16 protein-coding genes are annotated in these 15882 nt (G+C 48.0%); 8 read left to right on the forward strand and 8 right to left on the reverse strand.

The genetic code is table 11. From position 1 onward, the window contains the following. The first annotated feature begins 49 nt into the window (after positions 1–49). The 6 genes from lptD (at position 50) to QCB45_RS04195 (ending at position 7249) form a co-directional block, all read left to right on the forward strand. Complete coding sequence (lptD, locus tag QCB45_RS04170) at positions 50–2452, forward strand: LPS assembly protein LptD (protein ID WP_279419546.1); 2403 nt, start codon at positions 50–52, stop codon at positions 2450–2452. Positions 2453–2497: 45 nt separating this feature from the next. Further along, positions 2498–3787, forward strand: a complete 1290-nt coding sequence (locus QCB45_RS04175; protein WP_279419549.1) for a peptidylprolyl isomerase — start codon at positions 2498–2500, stop codon at positions 3785–3787. 104 nt (positions 3788–3891) lie between these two features. Then, positions 3892–4875, forward strand: a complete 984-nt coding sequence (gene pdxA, locus QCB45_RS04180; RefSeq protein ID WP_279419551.1) for a 4-hydroxythreonine-4-phosphate dehydrogenase PdxA — start codon at positions 3892–3894, stop codon at positions 4873–4875. A 62-nt stretch (positions 4876–4937) separates the two neighbouring features. Next, positions 4938–5738, forward strand: a complete 801-nt coding sequence (gene rsmA, locus QCB45_RS04185; protein WP_279419553.1) for a 16S rRNA (adenine(1518)-N(6)/adenine(1519)-N(6))-dimethyltransferase RsmA — start codon at positions 4938–4940, stop codon at positions 5736–5738. A 38-nt stretch (positions 5739–5776) separates the two neighbouring features. Continuing rightward, positions 5777–6640: a symmetrical bis(5'-nucleosyl)-tetraphosphatase gene (locus QCB45_RS04190; RefSeq protein WP_279419555.1), complete on the forward strand. Its 864-nt coding sequence runs from the start codon at positions 5777–5779 to the stop codon at positions 6638–6640. A 36-nt stretch (positions 6641–6676) separates the two neighbouring features. Further along, complete coding sequence (locus QCB45_RS04195) at positions 6677–7249, forward strand: hypothetical protein (protein ID WP_279419558.1); 573 nt, start codon at positions 6677–6679, stop codon at positions 7247–7249. 92 nt (positions 7250–7341) lie between these two features. Here QCB45_RS04195 and QCB45_RS04200 read toward each other — a convergent pair whose 3' ends face one another. After that, on the reverse strand, positions 7342–7641 hold the full coding sequence (locus tag QCB45_RS04200) for a BolA family transcriptional regulator (protein WP_279419560.1): 300 nt from the start codon (positions 7639–7641) through the stop codon (positions 7342–7344). Between the two features lie 158 nt (positions 7642–7799). On the opposite strand from QCB45_RS04200, the gene QCB45_RS04205 reads away from it, so the two are divergent. Continuing rightward, a complete protein-coding gene (locus QCB45_RS04205; RefSeq protein ID WP_279419563.1) occupies positions 7800–8321 on the forward strand; it encodes a DsrE family protein in 522 nt (173 codons plus the stop codon). A 100-nt stretch (positions 8322–8421) separates the two neighbouring features. Here QCB45_RS04205 and QCB45_RS04210 read toward each other — a convergent pair whose 3' ends face one another. The 6 genes from QCB45_RS04210 to QCB45_RS04235 all read right to left on the reverse strand — a co-directional run bounded on the left by QCB45_RS04210 (position 8422) and on the right by QCB45_RS04235 (position 14378). Next, entirely contained in the window at positions 8422–9300 is an 879-nt protein-coding gene (locus QCB45_RS04210; RefSeq protein ID WP_279419566.1) for a hypothetical protein, read from the reverse strand. After that, positions 9288–10718: an aspartate kinase gene (locus tag QCB45_RS04215; RefSeq protein WP_279419569.1), complete on the reverse strand. Its 1431-nt coding sequence runs from the start codon at positions 10716–10718 to the stop codon at positions 9288–9290. The genes QCB45_RS04210 and QCB45_RS04215 overlap by 13 nt, the downstream gene beginning before the upstream one ends. Positions 10719–10814: 96 nt before the next feature. Continuing rightward, positions 10815–11219 (reverse strand): ectoine synthase, encoded by a 405-nt coding sequence (locus QCB45_RS04220; RefSeq protein WP_279419571.1) that lies wholly within the window; start codon positions 11217–11219, stop codon positions 10815–10817. 25 nt (positions 11220–11244) lie between these two features. After that, positions 11245–12498, reverse strand: a complete 1254-nt coding sequence (gene ectB, locus QCB45_RS04225) for a diaminobutyrate--2-oxoglutarate transaminase (protein ID WP_279419574.1) — start codon at positions 12496–12498, stop codon at positions 11245–11247. A 32-nt stretch (positions 12499–12530) separates the two neighbouring features. After that, positions 12531–13076 (reverse strand): diaminobutyrate acetyltransferase, encoded by a 546-nt coding sequence (ectA, locus tag QCB45_RS04230; RefSeq protein WP_279419577.1) that lies wholly within the window; start codon positions 13074–13076, stop codon positions 12531–12533. 477 nt (positions 13077–13553) lie between these two features. Continuing rightward, entirely contained in the window at positions 13554–14378 is an 825-nt protein-coding gene (locus tag QCB45_RS04235; RefSeq protein ID WP_279419579.1) for an ion transporter, read from the reverse strand. A gap of 118 nt (positions 14379–14496) precedes the next feature. Here QCB45_RS04235 and QCB45_RS04240 point away from each other — a divergent pair, with 118 nt between their 5' ends. Then, on the forward strand, positions 14497–14748 hold the full coding sequence (locus QCB45_RS04240; RefSeq protein WP_279419581.1) for a 2Fe-2S iron-sulfur cluster-binding protein: 252 nt from the start codon (positions 14497–14499) through the stop codon (positions 14746–14748). Between the two features lie 97 nt (positions 14749–14845). Here the strand turns inward: QCB45_RS04240 and QCB45_RS04245 are convergent, their stop codons facing one another. Further along, positions 14846–15808, reverse strand: a complete 963-nt coding sequence (locus tag QCB45_RS04245) for a phosphate ABC transporter substrate-binding protein (protein ID WP_279419584.1) — start codon at positions 15806–15808, stop codon at positions 14846–14848. Positions 15809–15882 lie beyond the last annotated feature (74 nt).

Genomic DNA, 15882 nt, shown 5'->3' on the forward strand with positions numbered 1-15882 from the left:
TACTCGGTTAAAATAAACAATTTACGAATAATTAATGATTCTCTGCTTGATGTCAAACTTGATTCGCCACTTCCACAGACTTTCCGGAGCCGTCAATACCGGGGAAAAGCGCCAGTTTCGCCTATTTCGATTAGGTTGTAGCCGCTCAAGTCTGTTTTCAGCAGGCCTGTTGAGTTTGCTTGCAACCGCTCCTGTTGCCCAGGCTCAAGATCCTATTGACTGTAAACCGCAATGGATCGTTCCATTACAGGAAGTGCCGCCGTCTCAACAGAAGGATCGTCCGACGGAGCTTGAAGCCGACGAATTGACGCAACCAAACAGCGATCTTCTTAAACTGACCGGTTCCGCCGTCATCACCCAACCGGGCATGGTGGTTCTGGGCGACGAAATCCTCTACGAAAAAGCAAAGAAAAAAGCGCAAATCTTCGGCCAAGTGGAATTCCACCGTGAAGACATCCTGGTTACCGCCGATCAAGCCGAATTTGACCAGCAGAAAAACACCGCACAGCTTAACGCCACCCGTTACCAAATCAAACCGAGTCGCGCCCACGGCCACGCAAAAACCATTGATCTGGACAAGAATCGGAAAGTAGCGAACTTGAAAAATGCCACCTTCACGACCTGCCCGATCCAGCAACTTGCCGAACAGGGACAATTAGACAACCGGCAAAAGATCAAAACCGGTAAGGTCGCTTGGGAACTGGAATTCGAGAATCTTGAAATCAACAATAATACACGAAGAGTATACGGAAAAAATACAGTACTGTTCTTTCACGACATACCGGTTTTCTACACGCCCTACTTCGACTTTCCATTGGATGATCGAGCCAGTGGCTTGCTGATTCCGGAATTCGGCGGCTACAAATCAATTACCGATGCGAAATCCTCTTTTTACGTCAAACTGCCCTACTACTTCAACCTGGCGCCGAATTACGACGACACCTTGACCTTGATGTATATGGAACAACGCGGACCTGTTCTGGAAAACGAATTCCGCTATATGCAGAAAAGTGGCCCGGTCAGCCATTCAGCCGAACTGACCTTGACCGCCCTAAATGACGCCAAAACCGCAGACGAAGGACTCGCCTATCTCGACGGCGACAACGTTGTCTACGGAGACACCATCGACCAGCGCTGGCGCGCCAAACTGATCGCCAACCAGAACTGGGGCAACGGTTTTAGCAGCAACATACTCTGGCATGAAACCTCGGACGAAAATTTCTTTGCCGACATCCCGGTGGAAAGCCAACTTAAAACCGTGTCCAGTACGCCACGTTACATGACCTTGAACTACCGTCAGGACAACCTGCAGGCCTACGCTCAAGTCTACAGCTACCTGCGCTTGCATAACGCCCCCGTCAACTATGAAAAACGGCCGGAAGTCGGCATGCTGTACAACAAGGACTTTGGCGATCTGCGATTCGATCTTGCAGGAGAAGCCACCGAATTTGACGTACCGCTCAGCAGCCACACCAAACCGGAAGCTTTGCGCACGCGCTTGGTACCGCAACTCAGCTACTCACTCAGCCAGTCCTACGGGCACCTGAAAGCCTTGGCGGCGGCCAACCATTTGAGCTATGCGATGCATGACAACGGTAACAACACGACAGGACAAGACAGCTTTGATCATACCGTCATGCAATACGCCGTGAACGGCGGTTTGATCTTCGAAAGGGAATTCAGCCTGGCGGGCAGCAACTACATCCAGACGCTGGAGCCGGAATTGCAGTACCTGCATGTGCCTTATGTCGACCAATCCCATGTACCGCTATTCGATACCACGAACCAGAGTTTGCATTTCTCCAACCTGTTCTCCTTAAACCGTTTTTCAGGTTACGACCGAATCGGCGACACCACTCAGGTCTCTGCGGCCCTCACGAGCAGGATTCTGACGGAATCCGGTGCACCGTTTCTGGAAGCGGGAATCGGTCAGATCTACTATCTGGCGGATCGCAAAGTGACACTAACCGGAACCGAACCTCTGACCGACGAACAGTCCGACTATTTTGTCAAACTCGGCGTGACCACTCCGGATCTGTACTTCTACTCCACCAGTCAGTTCTCCAAAGAAGAACTCGATCTGGTCAACGCCAATAGCCGCCTGCGCTGGAACCTGTCCAAAAACAGCAAACTGCTTTTCAACCACACGCTGACCAATAATAATCTACCGGATGCCAAGTCCACACTGGCAGCCGGCGCCATTATCAAACTCTCCCCACGCTGGGAAGTCGGAACCTACTGGAACTACGATTTCACCAACAAGGTTCGTAATGAAGTCCAACATGCATTGCGTTATGACGACTGCTGTTGGGCAGGAGAATTCTCGGTAGAAGAGACACAACTGGAAAATGGTCTGTATAATTACAGCGTCCAATTCCAAATCGAATTTAAAGGCTTGAGCAGCACGGACTCTTCGTTTAAAAGATATTTAAGCAACAAGCTGAATTTTTAACCCACTTGAATGATTAAACATTTCAAACACTGAATAGGTCTTGTAATGACAATGGTTTCAAAAAAACTGCTTTTACCTCTGATCGCTCTGCTGATCACATTCTCCCCCCTAAGTCATGCGGATAAGCTATTGGACAAAGTGGTTGCCGTGGTCAATGACGAGATCGTTCTAAAAAGCGAACTGGACCAAAAAACCCTGGAAACCATCCAACAACTTAGAGCCAAGCAGATTCCCGTCAACGACATCCATCAATTGCAGTTGAAAGTGTTGGACAACATCATTCTGGAAATGCTCCAAAAAGATCGCGCTAAAAAGCTTGGGTTAAGCGTGACCGACGAAGAAGTGAATGAGAAACTGGTTCAGATCGCGACGCAAAACAACATGTCGCTAATGGAACTGCGCAACCGCCTAAATATGCAAATGCCAAATGGCTTCATCAACTTGCGTAACAGTATTCATGAAAAACTGCTCATCCAAAAGTTGCGCGAACAAGAAGTCATCGGGCGAACCATGGTCACCGAAGAAGAGATCAAAAATTACCTCAAACGCAGCAGTCTGGACACCAGTCACTACCAATATCACTTGCGTCATATTCTAATCACCCTGCCGGAATCAGCGACTGAAGCACAGCGAAAAGAAGCCCGTGCCCAAATCAACGATCTGGCAAAGCGTATCAATCAAGGCGAGTCTTTCAGCCAATTGGCGGTGCGCTATTCCAAGGGCAGCAAAGCTTTATCCGGCGGAGACTTGGGATGGCTGAACAATGACCAGATTCCGACCTTTTTCTCAGAAGAACTGTCCAAGCTTGAACCGGGACAGGTGAGCCAGGTCATCAGCAGTCCGAGTGGTTTCCACTTGATTAAACTGGTGGAAAAACGAGATGCAGACGACCAATTACTAACCCAATACCACCTGCATCGTTTCATCATCCTAAGTGATAACGCGATGCAGCAAACTGAAGTACCTATGGATATTCAGCAGATTGTCGCCGACACACAGTCTTTAAAGGCTTTCAACGCCCTGAAAAATCGTTTCGCCGACATCCCCGAAGAGGTCAACGCCAACAGCGACATGGGTTGGAAAACCGTCGATGAACTACCGTACGAACTGCGCGCCAGACTGGCGGAACTCTCTCCAAATCAAGTGGCCGCGCCAATCGCCACAGAACAAGGTTGGATTTTGTTCTTCCTGGAAGCCGAACGTCAGTACAGTGCCAAAAAAGCGAATCAGCAACAAGAAGCCATCCAGGCGATCCGTATGCGTAAAGCAAACGAGACCTTTGAAATCTGGCTACGTCGTCTAAAAGACGAGGCGTTTATCGACATCCGCATATAACAACCCAATCGGACGAACTCCTCGTCCTCGACAACAAACAACACAGGCCTGTCCGTTTTTCCAAAGCCGACAGGCCTGCTTATTAATTGCTTTAGGAACATCTTATGACCCTACGACTGGTAATCACCTCGGGCGAACCGGCCGGGATCGGCCCAGACCTGGTTTTACAACTATCACAAACCGATTGGCCGGTGGAACTGGTTGTGCTCGGCGATACCGACGTGATTCAAGCGCGTGCGCAACAACTGGGCATGGATATTCAAATCCAACCCTATGATAGTACGGCCGAAGCCAAACCGAGCCGAGCCGGACAATTGACCTTGGAACACATTCCGGTTACTGAAACCGTCGTGCCCGGTCAGCTCAACGTTGCCAACGCCATGTCGGTAGTCACCATGCTCAAACGTGCCATTCAGGGCTGCATGAACGACGAATTCGCAGGCATGGTCACCGGGCCGGTACATAAAGGCATCATCAACGAAGCCGGATTACCGTTCAGCGGCCACACCGAACTATTGGCGGAAGACAGTGGCACCGATCGAGTGGTAATGATGCTGGCGACTCCGGGATTGCGCGTCGCCCTGGCGACCACGCATCTGCCACTGGCCGACGTACCAAAAGCGATTACACAGCCGTTGCTGACCGAAATCCTCAGCATTACCCACCGTTCGCTGACGGAACAGTTCGGCATATCCGACCCGCACATTCTAGTGGCCGGTTTGAATCCGCACGCTGGAGAGAACGGGCATATGGGACGTGAAGAGATCGACGTCATCGAACCGGTTCTGAAAAAACTCGGAACCGACATGAACCTGAATGGCCCGCTTCCAGCCGATACCTTATTCACTCCAAAGTATCTGGCGCATGCCGATGCAGTGGTAGCGATGTACCACGACCAGGGCTTACCGGTTTTGAAACACATGGGCTTCGGCAATGCGGTTAACATCACCCTTGGATTACCATTCGTTCGTACCTCGGTCGACCACGGCACGGCATTGGATCTGGCAGGAAGCGGCAAGGCCGACGACCGCAGTTTCCGTTATGCCATCGAGGTCGCGTTGGAGATGATTCACGCACCTCAACCGTAATCAAGACAGATTCAGAGACCTAAACCTCAACATCGACATAGAAACCGACGCAAGGACAACCGATGGCCGGACACAAACATAAGAAGCAATTTGGACAGAATTTCCTCAACAATCCGAAAGTGATTCATCAGATTGTCGCCTCCATACGCCCGAAGCCCGAAGACCATATGGTTGAAATCGGACCGGGTGAAGCCGCATTGACGGAACCGCTTCTGGATGTGGTGAGAAAAATGGACATCATCGAAATCGACAGCGATCTGATCGGTCCTTTAACTCGCCGTTTCTCATCCAATCCGGCATTCAACCTGCACCATACAGATGCTTTGGCTTTCGATTACGCCACCTTGTTGGACGAAGACGAAGAAATCCTGCGCGTGGTCGGCAACCTGCCCTACAACATTTCCAGTCCGCTTCTGTTCCATCTTCTAGACTACGCAGAACACATTCGTGACATGCATTTCATGCTACAGAAAGAAGTGGTTGACCGCATCACCGCCCAGCCGGGTGTCAAAGCTTACGGCCGTTTAAGCGTCATGTTGCAATACGCTTGCGAAACCGAATATCTGTTCACCGTCGGCCCGGAGAACTTCACTCCGCCGCCGAAAGTCGATTCCGCCATAGTGCGCCTAGTGCCCTATCGCACCAAACCATTCGTCGCCGACGATGAAAAACTGTTCGCCGACCTAGTCAAACAGGCGTTCAGCCAGAAACGTAAAACCTTGCGCAATACTTTGAAAGGCTGGCTGGATGCCGAGCAGATCGAATCCTGCGGCGTCGAACCAAGCGCACGAGCCGAAAGCCTGACGGTTGAACAATTCGTCGGACTTGCTAATCTATATGCAAGCCTGCACAATCAAGGTTAAGCGTACACAGGGCTAGGCAATAAAGGGATTTCACATTTATGGCAACTTATGTCATCGGCGATCTACAGGGCTGTTACGACGAGCTTCAAGTCCTGCTCCGACAAATCGACTACCAACCGGAGCAGGACCATCTCTGGTTTGTCGGCGACATCGTCAATCGCGGCCCGAAATCCCTTGAATGCCTCCGTTTCGTCAAAACTCTGCAAGAACAAGGCCGTGCCGAGATGGTACTCGGAAATCACGATTTTCATCTGCTTGCCGCCTATTCCGGTTTGAAGCGCTTTCAGTCTAAATCCGATACCCTTGATCCGATTTTTGAGGCTTCTGATGCCGCCGAACTGATGGACTGGCTGCGCAAGCAACCATTGATGGTCAGCCATCCGGTTTACGAGGCAGTGATGGTGCATGCCGGTATTCCACCTCAATGGACGATCCCCGAAGCCATGCAATTGGCCAAAGAAGTCGAAACGCATCTACAGTCATCCGACTGGCAAACCTTCGTGACCGAACACCTGTTCGGCAGCGAACCGGACGAATGGAACGATGGACTGAGCGGCTGGGAGCGCATCCGTTATATCGTCAATGCCTTTGCACGAATGCGTTACTGCGATGCCGCCGGCAAGCTGGAGTTGAAACTCAAATCCAAACCCGGCAAACAGGAAACGGACTTTCAACCCTGGTTCGTCTTTCCCAACCGCAAGAACAAAACACACGAGATTTTTTTTGGACATTGGTCAACCCTAGGCGAAGTGGATGCTTATCAGGTACACTCGACCGACACGGGATGTCTATGGGGTGGCAAGCTTACTGCTTACTGTCTAGAAAGCAAGCAACGTCACACTTTTCAATGTGACCAACAATGCAAACCCAAAGAAAAGAAAACCAAAAAAACGGAAAAATAGCCCGATTAGATTGGACGTACGGATTCAAAAGACACTATGGATACGAATACAACGGAAAACGAACACAACAACGAACATAACATCCCAATGGCGGATGAAATGCTCAGTCGATTGCATGCGATTGATGTCAACCAATTTGATATCACTGCACTCGCCAACGAGCTGAAAGGCAACAAACAGTGGATTTCAATCCTGACCATCCCGGTCAGCGCGATACTGTTGGTGGCGTTCACTTTACTGGGCGCTTTCCTTTCCGGTTACTTGATTACCAGCTTCCTGATTTCAGCCGGTATTGTCTATTTCGTCGCCAAACTGCTCGACCAATACGACCAGCAATTCCGCATCCGTGCACGTGAATTGGTCATGGAACGCATCAAGAACGCGGAGGGTGACTTTGGGCTGATTCCGCACTTCAAACACTTCCTACCGGCAAAATACCGTCACCTATGGCAATCTTTGCGCAAAGGACGTTATCTGTACATCGATCAATACATACAGGCAATCGTTCTGCTGCAAAACAAACTGGATCCGGACAAATTCACAAGGGTCTGGTATCTGAACTACCCTGAAATCGCACCGGAAGATTATCTGGAAGAGTACGAAGAGTAAATGAATTAGCTGTGAACAGAGCTGTCACACCATTCCGTTTACCCGAATTTTAAACAAAAAACCCGGCAGGCCTGCCGGGTTCAATATTAAATTCAGTGTCCGCCGCCGCATTTCGGGGAAGCAGGAGCCACACCGACAGCCTGCCACTCTTCGGGGCTGTAGGTATGCAATGCCAACGCATGGAACTGCGGCATCAACTCATTCAGCGCACGATAAACCGCCTGCTGTCGTTTCACCTTGCTCACACCTTCGAAATCTTCGGAAACCAACGTTAACTTGAAATGCGATTCGTTGGCCGGACCGGCGTGCATATGACTTTCGTTCTGCAAATCCATGTAATCGATTTGAAAATTGTCTCGAATGGCTTGTTCGATCTGTGGCTGTAACTGCATGACGTTTCTCTCTTCTTCTCTGGATCGGAGTTTGACCGCGGTTGCGATCGAATCTTTAAGAGGCAACAGTATAAGGCGATTCTATGATGCATACAAAACAAACATCAAAAAAGCCCAGTATAATAGGTTGATGTGAATCTATTTTTCAGGAGTCAATAATGCGCTTGCTAATCCATACCTTGATTGTCAGTCTGGCACTGTTCGTCGGACTCAACCAAACGGCCCAGGCCGCTGATGCCACTTCCGGCAAAGACTTTAAACTGAAACCGGTACCGGAACTACAGAATCCGCCTAGTGACCGTTTTCCGGGTGATCCCGCTGAGCACAAAGCCGTCTACATGTGGAACAAAGCCGATGCTGAATATCAACACGCGATTCTGAACTCCATTCAGGCGATGATCAAATACTACGGCGACAATGTCGACATCGCGGTGGTGGCGATCGGTCCGGGCTTACATGCTCTGGCTAAGGAACCCAAACGCGAGGTGGACCCTTTGACCTATGAGCGCGTGGCAAGCTTTGCCAAAGACTACAACGTCCGTTGGATTGCCTGTGGTAACACCATGAATACCGTTCATTGGTCACAGTCGGATATGCGTCCGTTTGCGGAATACGCCGAAGTCGGCGCCGCCGCGCTGATGGAATTGCAGGAAGAAGGATACAAACTTCTGGTCTGGTAAGCTTCCCTTGCCTTCCGCCGACAATTTGACCGGCCAAAAAAAAACCGCTCGTATGAGCGGTTTTTTTATACCTTCCGGTCACACATTTACTTTGACCGGTTCATCCTTTTTCAATTGCCTCGGATTCATTCAGCAAAGCCTGGAATTCCGGGTCATCCTGTAATGAATCAAACACCGGGTCGCTTTTCACCTGATCCTTGTAACCATCCGTGTCTTGTACGGCAAGTCTCAGGTTTTCAATTGCGTCGGCGGTTTTACCTAACAGAGCATAAGCTCCAGCTAACTGGTAGAAGGCGTGCTTGTTCTCGGCATCAATGTTCAACGCCTGATTGCACAGGTTAATCGCCCATTGCGGTTCGTTCATTTCCAGAGCGATATCGGCCTTATAGGTCATCGCCTCGGTGTTTTCCGGATCCAACATCAATATCTGGTCATAGATCGCCAAACGGTTGCTGAGGATGGATTCCTGCCCCGCTTTCAACCATAGACTGTGGATATCCTGATGCTGGGTAAGACGTTTCTGAGCATTAGTAATGCCTCTCGACTTGCGGTTCAATTCATCCTCAAGATGCTCAAGACGCTTTTCGTATTCCAGAATCACCTCGTTGACCTTGGAATCCGCCAGACTGTGAACTTTCTCCTTGATATCTCGGATTGAGTTCCAGCCAACCAACACCAAAATCGAACTCACTCCGGCAATCAGATAAAAGAAATAAGTCACGGTGTCCGAGGCATAGGTGACGGCCAAAGTCGTCGCATGCAATTCCCTGTCGGTCACCTCTTTGGTCAGTTCAACATGAAGATCATTCATATCGACACGTAACTGCCTGAGTTCATCCATGACATAACGCTCGATGAACGGGTTATACATTGGTTCATCGAGCGCTTCGACGTCCTGAGTCTCTTTCACATGACGCTCTGCACTGTTTGCAAAACTAGAGAAACAAATCAAAACACAGAATAGGATTAATGAGCGCATATTGCCGTTCCATGGTCGTGGACTTCAATCAGGTCGGCATGCATCGCCCGAACGGCGGTTTCATAGTCATTTTCATTAACCATGAACTGCATCTCGACCTGTCGTGTGTTCTGATGGATCGCTTCTATATTCAATCCTTGTGCATACAAGGTCTGAACCGCTTTTGCCAACAACCCCTTGATCGCCATATCGCTTCCCATGGCGGAAACCAGCGAAACCTTACGGGTACGCAAGGCCGCACTCGGAAAGGCCGTTTCAATCTGTCCGGTCAGTCGTTTGACCTTTTTCAGGCTGGCGTTCACATATAGAGTGATGGTATTGGCGTTGAAATCCTTGGTGACCACCGGTGTTTTCACGCGCTGAATGATATTAAGCAACTCATGTTCATAATTCGCCTGCTGTCCCAGCATATCCTGGTCAAAGACCTCCACCGCAATCAAGTTCTTCATACCGGCAATGATCTCAACCTGCGGAGATTCCGACACATAATCGTCGGTAATCAGAGTTCCGTGGTGTTCCGGTTCAAAAGTGTTCTTGATACGCAACGGGATCTGAGCCTGACGAAGCCCTTTTGCGGCACGCGGGTGAATCGCTTCCATTCCCAGGTTTGCCAACTGGTCCGAAATATCGTAATTGGTCTTACCAATCGGAACGACATTCTTTTCGCCCACCAATCTCGGGTCGGCACTGCTGAGATGATACTCTTTGTGGATCACGGCTTCTGCAGCCTGAGTCATCACCGCAATGCGACTGAAGGTCATTTCACTGTAACCTCGGTCGAAGGTATTCATCAAGTTCTCGCTACAGTGCGCGTAACCCGTCACAATCGGCAACTCTTTAGAGAAGTCGATATGCCCCAGATTTTTATGAATCATCTCATCCAGCGACAGAGTTTCATTTGCCTGCCAGCCGGTCAGGTCAACAAAACGTGCATTTACCCCTTCCGTCTGTAGAAGATGAGCCAAGTTCCAAGCGCTGTGCGCCTCACCCAGGCTGGCCAACAGCTCACGCACGGTAAGCAGATGATTTTCCAGAGAGAAATGGCCGTGACTGCATAAATCCTGTAAATGATTCAGCAACTGTTTGGTTTCCGCAATCCGCTCGTCAATAAAGGCATTTGCCATTGAACGCAAAGACTCGTCGGCAAACAAACCGGCATTGATTTTGTTCAATTTCAGACTGAGCTGATCCAGTGCGATACGCCAGTCGTCTTCGACGTCGTCATTGGCGAACAGACCGTATACGCCTGGTTGCCCGGTTTTCTTGTGCTCGAGCAGATCATCCGTGATCCCGCCGTAAGCCGAAACCACAAAAATTCGCTGATACGGATCTTGTGGATAAAGAATGATATTGTCTCTAACCGCTTGGTAGTCACTCATTGAAGTGCCACCAATTTTTTCAACTGTTAAATAAGACATGTTTCCTTTCAAATATGTTTGTTGGTTTGGCCGAAAACCCAACAGGCCTGTCAAGAATCTGTGGGTTCCGGCGGAAGCAATGGAATGGTTTGACGCTTACTCGTTCCAATCATCAGGAAGCAGATAAGAACCATCTTCATCATGGACTTCCCTTCCGGTCACGGGAGGATTGAAAACGCAGACCATGCGCATCCGCACGCCCTTGTTGGCACGCAAAATATGCTGGTCGTTTTCGTTCAATGCATACACCGTTCCTTCACGAATCGGGTGAACGGTACCGTCCTTTTTCTCTTCAATCTCACCTTCACCCTCTATGCAATAAACTGCTTCCAGGTGGTTCTTGTACCAAAGATGCAGATCTTCGCCCGGCTTAATGACTGTATCGTGTAAAGAGAATCCCATACCGTCTTTGGCCAATAGCAAACGGCGGCTGTTCCACTGTTTGGTGTCCACATCGGCATCCGTACCGATTACGTCGTCATACAAGTTTTTAACAATCATTTCTAATTCCTTACAGTCATTAAGATTATTTAATGGATTCTTCGATGGCTCGATCCAGAATCTCAAATCCTTCTTCAATCAGCTCGTCAGTGATGACCAACGGCCCCAAGAACTTGATGACCTGGCTTTCGGAACCGGCGGTTTCAATCACCAATCCGTTGTCAAAGGCGGTGCTACAGATGGTTGAGGTCACTTCAGGATCCTTGAATTCAATCCCCCAGATCATCCCGTAACCACGTACGTCGCTGATCTGTTCGGAGTACTTATCACCCAACTCGCGCATCTTCTTTTCCACCAAAGCCGACTTGCGCTTAACGTCCTCAGAGAATTTGCTGTCCGACCAGTAACGGCTGATCGCCGCCTCGGACGCCACAAACGCCAAGTTGTTACCACGGAACGTTCCGGAGTGTTCGCCTGGACTCCATTTATCCAGTTCCGGCTTCAACAATACCAGCGACATTGGATGCCCCGCACCGATCGATTTCGACAAGGTCACGATATCCGGCTGAACACCCGCACGTTCGAAACTGAAGAAGTCACCGGAACGCCCGTTACCTGTCTGGATGTCGTCGACAATCATCAAAATGTCGAAATCGTCACAGATCTGGCGAAGCTCTTTCAGCCACTCGTTTCCGGCAACGTTGATACCACCTTCGGCCTGGATTGTCTCCAGTACGATTGCAGCCGGCAATTCGGTTCCACTGGAATCGTCTTCCAAAATCTTACGCAGGTAAGCAATAGTATTAACTTCCGCCCCCAAATAATTATGGAAAGGCACCTGGGTCGTATAAGCCGGCACACCATAGTTTTCATCATGGTAATAACGGTTACCGGTGATACTCAATGAGCCCATCGACATACCGTGGAAACCGTTGGTGAATGAGATAACCTGAGTACGTTTTTTGACCTTACGGGCGATTTTCAACGCCGTTTCCACCGCATTGGTTCCCGTAGGCCCAACAAACTGCAACTTGTAATCCAGGTTACGTGGTTTAAGAATATTGTTCACGAATGTTTCAATGAAATCGTGCTTGGCAACGGTCGCCATATCCAATGCATGACCGATACCGTTATTTTGCAAATACTTGATGACGGCCTCATTGACGACATCGTTGTTGTGGCCGTAGTTCAAGGCTCCTGCTCCGGCGAAGAAATCGACGTAACGTTTACCGTCTACGTCCCAGATTTCGGCACCCTTGGATTTTTCGAACATGGTCGGGAACGAACGTACGTACCCACGAACCTCTGACTCATATTGGTCAAAAATAGCTAAAGACATAAAGAATCCTTTTTTACTGTAAATTTTATAAATTAATGCTTAAACAAAATGTGTTTGAATGGCTGGCTGTCCGGTGATTTGAGGGTATATAACTCCTCGGCCTCATGGCCTTGGTCACCGAAATGTTTCGCCTCAAGATAAGTTTCCTTATCAATCGATAAACCGTGGGTTTCCGAGAAGCGCTTGAACAGTTTCTGCGAAGCGATGTTCGACGGACTGATCGTGGCCGTGATTCGGGCGAAGTCGGAATTATCCGACTGGTTGCGAACCAGCTGTTCGAGCAGACGCAAAGCCAACCCTTGACCCCTCATAGAGGCATCGACGGCTACCTGCCATACAAACAGGTCGGTTTTATCTTTTGGATTGAAAAAAGCGGAAATGAACCCGACAATCTTTCCCTGTTTTTCTGCAACGACACAAGTGTCGGAGAAATGGTCCGACTGCAGAAAGTACAGATAGGATGAATTCACATCCAGTGGCGGTGAATTCTCTATCAGAGAATAGATTGCATAACCATCATCCAGTGATGGCTTACGGAACAGGACGTCATTGTCAGAATGTGTATTATCAGTCTCCATAATAAAATCTAGTTTTGTTAAAGGTGAATAGTTCAACCAATCGCAATAAAAAGGAAGTTTGTATCGATACCGATACAGAGCGGATTATGGACATACGCAAGCCAGCCGAACCCCTTCGGTCCAGATGCTGAATTGAATGCCATACGATTGATTCCTCAGGACTCGTCCTTTGGATTAGACTCGACCAACGTTGGTCTAAAATTGATGGGCGCCTAAACGCAAATGACAGTGTATCTAGTACAACTGTAATTAAGATAGTATAACCTTTTGGGTTTATTTACTTGGGGCACATTATAAACAAAAAAAATCTAAAAATCAACAACTTGGTTGTTTAACCCTTCTGTAAAACATGGATAAACCCTTGATATGCTTTTATTTTTACTAAGCATATTTTTTTAAAAAAAATGGGGGATTTTAAAGGAAATAAATCCTTTTAAGCCGGTTTTCATTCGAGCCCCGGCCTATTCAAAAAAGGATTTAACGCTCTTGTTTAGAGAGTAACAAATCGAGTTTTCGATGCAGATCCGACAACTCGTTTTCAACCCGAGATTCAAACGTCAGATGCTCTTCTAGCGATTCGCCCAACTTCTCGGCTTCCATCTTCTTATGCTCCTCATCCAGAACATCGACCACAATCCCAATCATCATATTCAAGAAGACGAAGGCTGAAAAGAAAATGAACGAAATATAATAGATCCAACTCAAGCCGTACACGGTCATTGTCTCGTACATGATGTCCGTCCAATCCTCGAACGTTGCCACACGGAACAAGGTCAGAAGCGAGATTCCCAAATCCCCCCACAACTGAGGATTAATCTGAGAGAACAGCAGATTGCCGATTACCGCATAGAGATAGAAGATAATGAACATCAACAAGGCAACATAACCCATTCTCGGTAAAGCAGTGATCAGTGCCGAGACCAGCACCCTCAATTCCGGAATGAACGAGATAAGACGCATTACCCTGAATAAACGTAACATCCGGGCAATCAAGGCGTATTCGGAATCGTCCATCGGGATCAGGCTGACCACCACGATGACGAAATCGAACACGTTCCATCCTTTCTTGAAGAAATCGCGAACTCTATGTTCGGCCGCCATGCGTATGATGATTTCGACCAGGAAAAACAACGTCACTGCATAATCAAGAAAGACAATAATTTTCTCTACGACGGGGTGCAATTCATAAGTACGGATTCCAATCATCAACGAAGAAAAAATGATGATTGAGATAACAAACAACTCGAACATTTTGTTGTCGCGGATGATTTGAAATTTCCGTTGAAAGTTCTGCCAGGTCATAATGATTAATAAAGCTCTTAATGGTGGTTGATAAAATTTTTGTATATTCTACTCCAATAGGTCATAAATAAAATTGATAAAATAACGAACGGATTAATCAATTAAAGGAAGAGTCAAGATGGCAAAAATTAATGTGGTAGGACAAGGCGAATGCGAATTTGACGGACAGTTTTCAATGCTGGAAGCATTGGATGAAAACGGCTTCGACATGCCTTATAGCTGCCGTGGCGGAAACTGTGGTGCTTGTGCGGTACGCTTAATTTCTGGCGAAGTGGAAGAGATCCAATCCCCTGCCTATGAAGTTCAATCCGGTGAAATCCTAACCTGTAGCGTGATTCCTTTAACCGATGTGGAAATCGAATTGATCTAATCGGATTTCAAACCCGACAGGCCTGTTGAGTTTATTTTCAACGGGCAAAAAAAAGCCCCGCATTGCGGGGCTTTTTCATTTCAAGCTAGAATTAATCTTACTTGATTAGTTCCAACTGCTTAGCAGCGATCTTAGCTGGTAGCGCGATGTAACCATCTTTTTCTACGATCTTCTGACCTTGCTGTGAAAGAACCAACTTGATGAACTCACCGATAACTGGCTCAACAGGCTTGTTAGGTGCCTTGTTGACGTTCACGTACAACAAACGAGATAGAGGGTAAGAACCGTTCAAAGCGTTTTCAGTAGTCGCTTCGATGAACTTGCCACCTTCTTTCTTAGTCAAAGCAACCGCTTTAACACCAGCTGTCTTATAACCGATACCTGAGTAACCGATACCGTTTACAGAAGCAGAAACAGACTGAACAACAGAAGCTGAACCTGGCTGTTCGTTTACAGAAGACTTGTAGTCACCCTTACATAGAGCGTGCTTCTTGTAGTAACCGTAAGTACCAGAAACTGAGTTACGGCCGTAAAGCTGGATTGCTTTAGGAGCTAGGCTACCTTCAACACCTGCTTCACCCCAAGTAGTGATGTCAGACGCGTGACCACACTTACGAGTTGAAGAGAAGATTGCGTCAACCTGAGGAATGCTCAAACCTTTGATTGGGTTATCTTTGTTAACGTAAACTGCTAGGGCATCGATAGCAACTGCGATACGAGTAGGCTTGTAACCCCACTTCTTCTCGAATGCGTTTTCTTCTTTAGACTTCATCTTACGGCTCATAGGACCGATGTTTGAAGTACCTTCAGTCAAAGCTGGAGGCGCAGTAGAAGAACCAGCTGCCTGGATCTGGATGTTAACGTTAGGATAAGTACGCTTGAACTCTTCCGCCCACATAGTCATCAAGTTAGCCAAAGTGTCAGAACCAACAGAGTTGATGTTTCCAGAAACACCTGAAACCTTGTTGTATGCAGGAATGTCAGCGTCAACAGCATAAACAGCTTGAGAAGCAGTTGCAGCTGCAAGACCCATAGCCAAAAGCAAATTACGTTTAATCATGTAAATATTCTCCAAAGTAGAAACAAAATGAATTTTGAACACAGAGCAGATTATAGGGAGTGGCTATAACAGTA

Source organism: Thiomicrorhabdus sp. ZW0627 (assembly GCF_029767005.1).
In the GTDB taxonomy this organism is placed as follows: domain Bacteria; phylum Pseudomonadota; class Gammaproteobacteria; order Thiomicrospirales; family Thiomicrospiraceae; genus Thiomicrorhabdus.

Coding starts and splice junctions, on each gene's coding strand:
- lptD (WP_279419546.1), top strand. CDS start 50: ATGTCAAACTTGATTCGCCACTTCCACAGACTTTCCGGAGCCGTCAAT.
- QCB45_RS04175 (WP_279419549.1), top strand. CDS start 2,498: ATGACAATGGTTTCAAAAAAACTGCTTTTACCTCTGATCGCTCTGCTG.
- pdxA (WP_279419551.1), top strand. CDS start 3,892: ATGACCCTACGACTGGTAATCACCTCGGGCGAACCGGCCGGGATCGGC.
- rsmA (WP_279419553.1), top strand. CDS start 4,938: ATGGCCGGACACAAACATAAGAAGCAATTTGGACAGAATTTCCTCAAC.
- QCB45_RS04190 (WP_279419555.1), top strand. CDS start 5,777: ATGGCAACTTATGTCATCGGCGATCTACAGGGCTGTTACGACGAGCTT.
- QCB45_RS04195 (WP_279419558.1), top strand. CDS start 6,677: ATGGATACGAATACAACGGAAAACGAACACAACAACGAACATAACATC.
- QCB45_RS04200 (WP_279419560.1), bottom strand. CDS start 7,641: ATGCAGTTACAGCCACAGATCGAACAAGCCATTCGAGACAATTTTCAA.
- QCB45_RS04205 (WP_279419563.1), top strand. CDS start 7,800: ATGCGCTTGCTAATCCATACCTTGATTGTCAGTCTGGCACTGTTCGTC.
- QCB45_RS04210 (WP_279419566.1), bottom strand. CDS start 9,300: ATGCGCTCATTAATCCTATTCTGTGTTTTGATTTGTTTCTCTAGTTTT.
- QCB45_RS04215 (WP_279419569.1), bottom strand. CDS start 10,718: ATGTCTTATTTAACAGTTGAAAAAATTGGTGGCACTTCAATGAGTGAC.
- QCB45_RS04220 (WP_279419571.1), bottom strand. CDS start 11,219: ATGATTGTTAAAAACTTGTATGACGACGTAATCGGTACGGATGCCGAT.
- ectB (WP_279419574.1), bottom strand. CDS start 12,498: ATGTCTTTAGCTATTTTTGACCAATATGAGTCAGAGGTTCGTGGGTAC.
- ectA (WP_279419577.1), bottom strand. CDS start 13,076: ATGGAGACTGATAATACACATTCTGACAATGACGTCCTGTTCCGTAAG.
- QCB45_RS04235 (WP_279419579.1), bottom strand. CDS start 14,378: ATGACCTGGCAGAACTTTCAACGGAAATTTCAAATCATCCGCGACAAC.
- QCB45_RS04240 (WP_279419581.1), top strand. CDS start 14,497: ATGGCAAAAATTAATGTGGTAGGACAAGGCGAATGCGAATTTGACGGA.
- QCB45_RS04245 (WP_279419584.1), bottom strand. CDS start 15,808: ATGATTAAACGTAATTTGCTTTTGGCTATGGGTCTTGCAGCTGCAACT.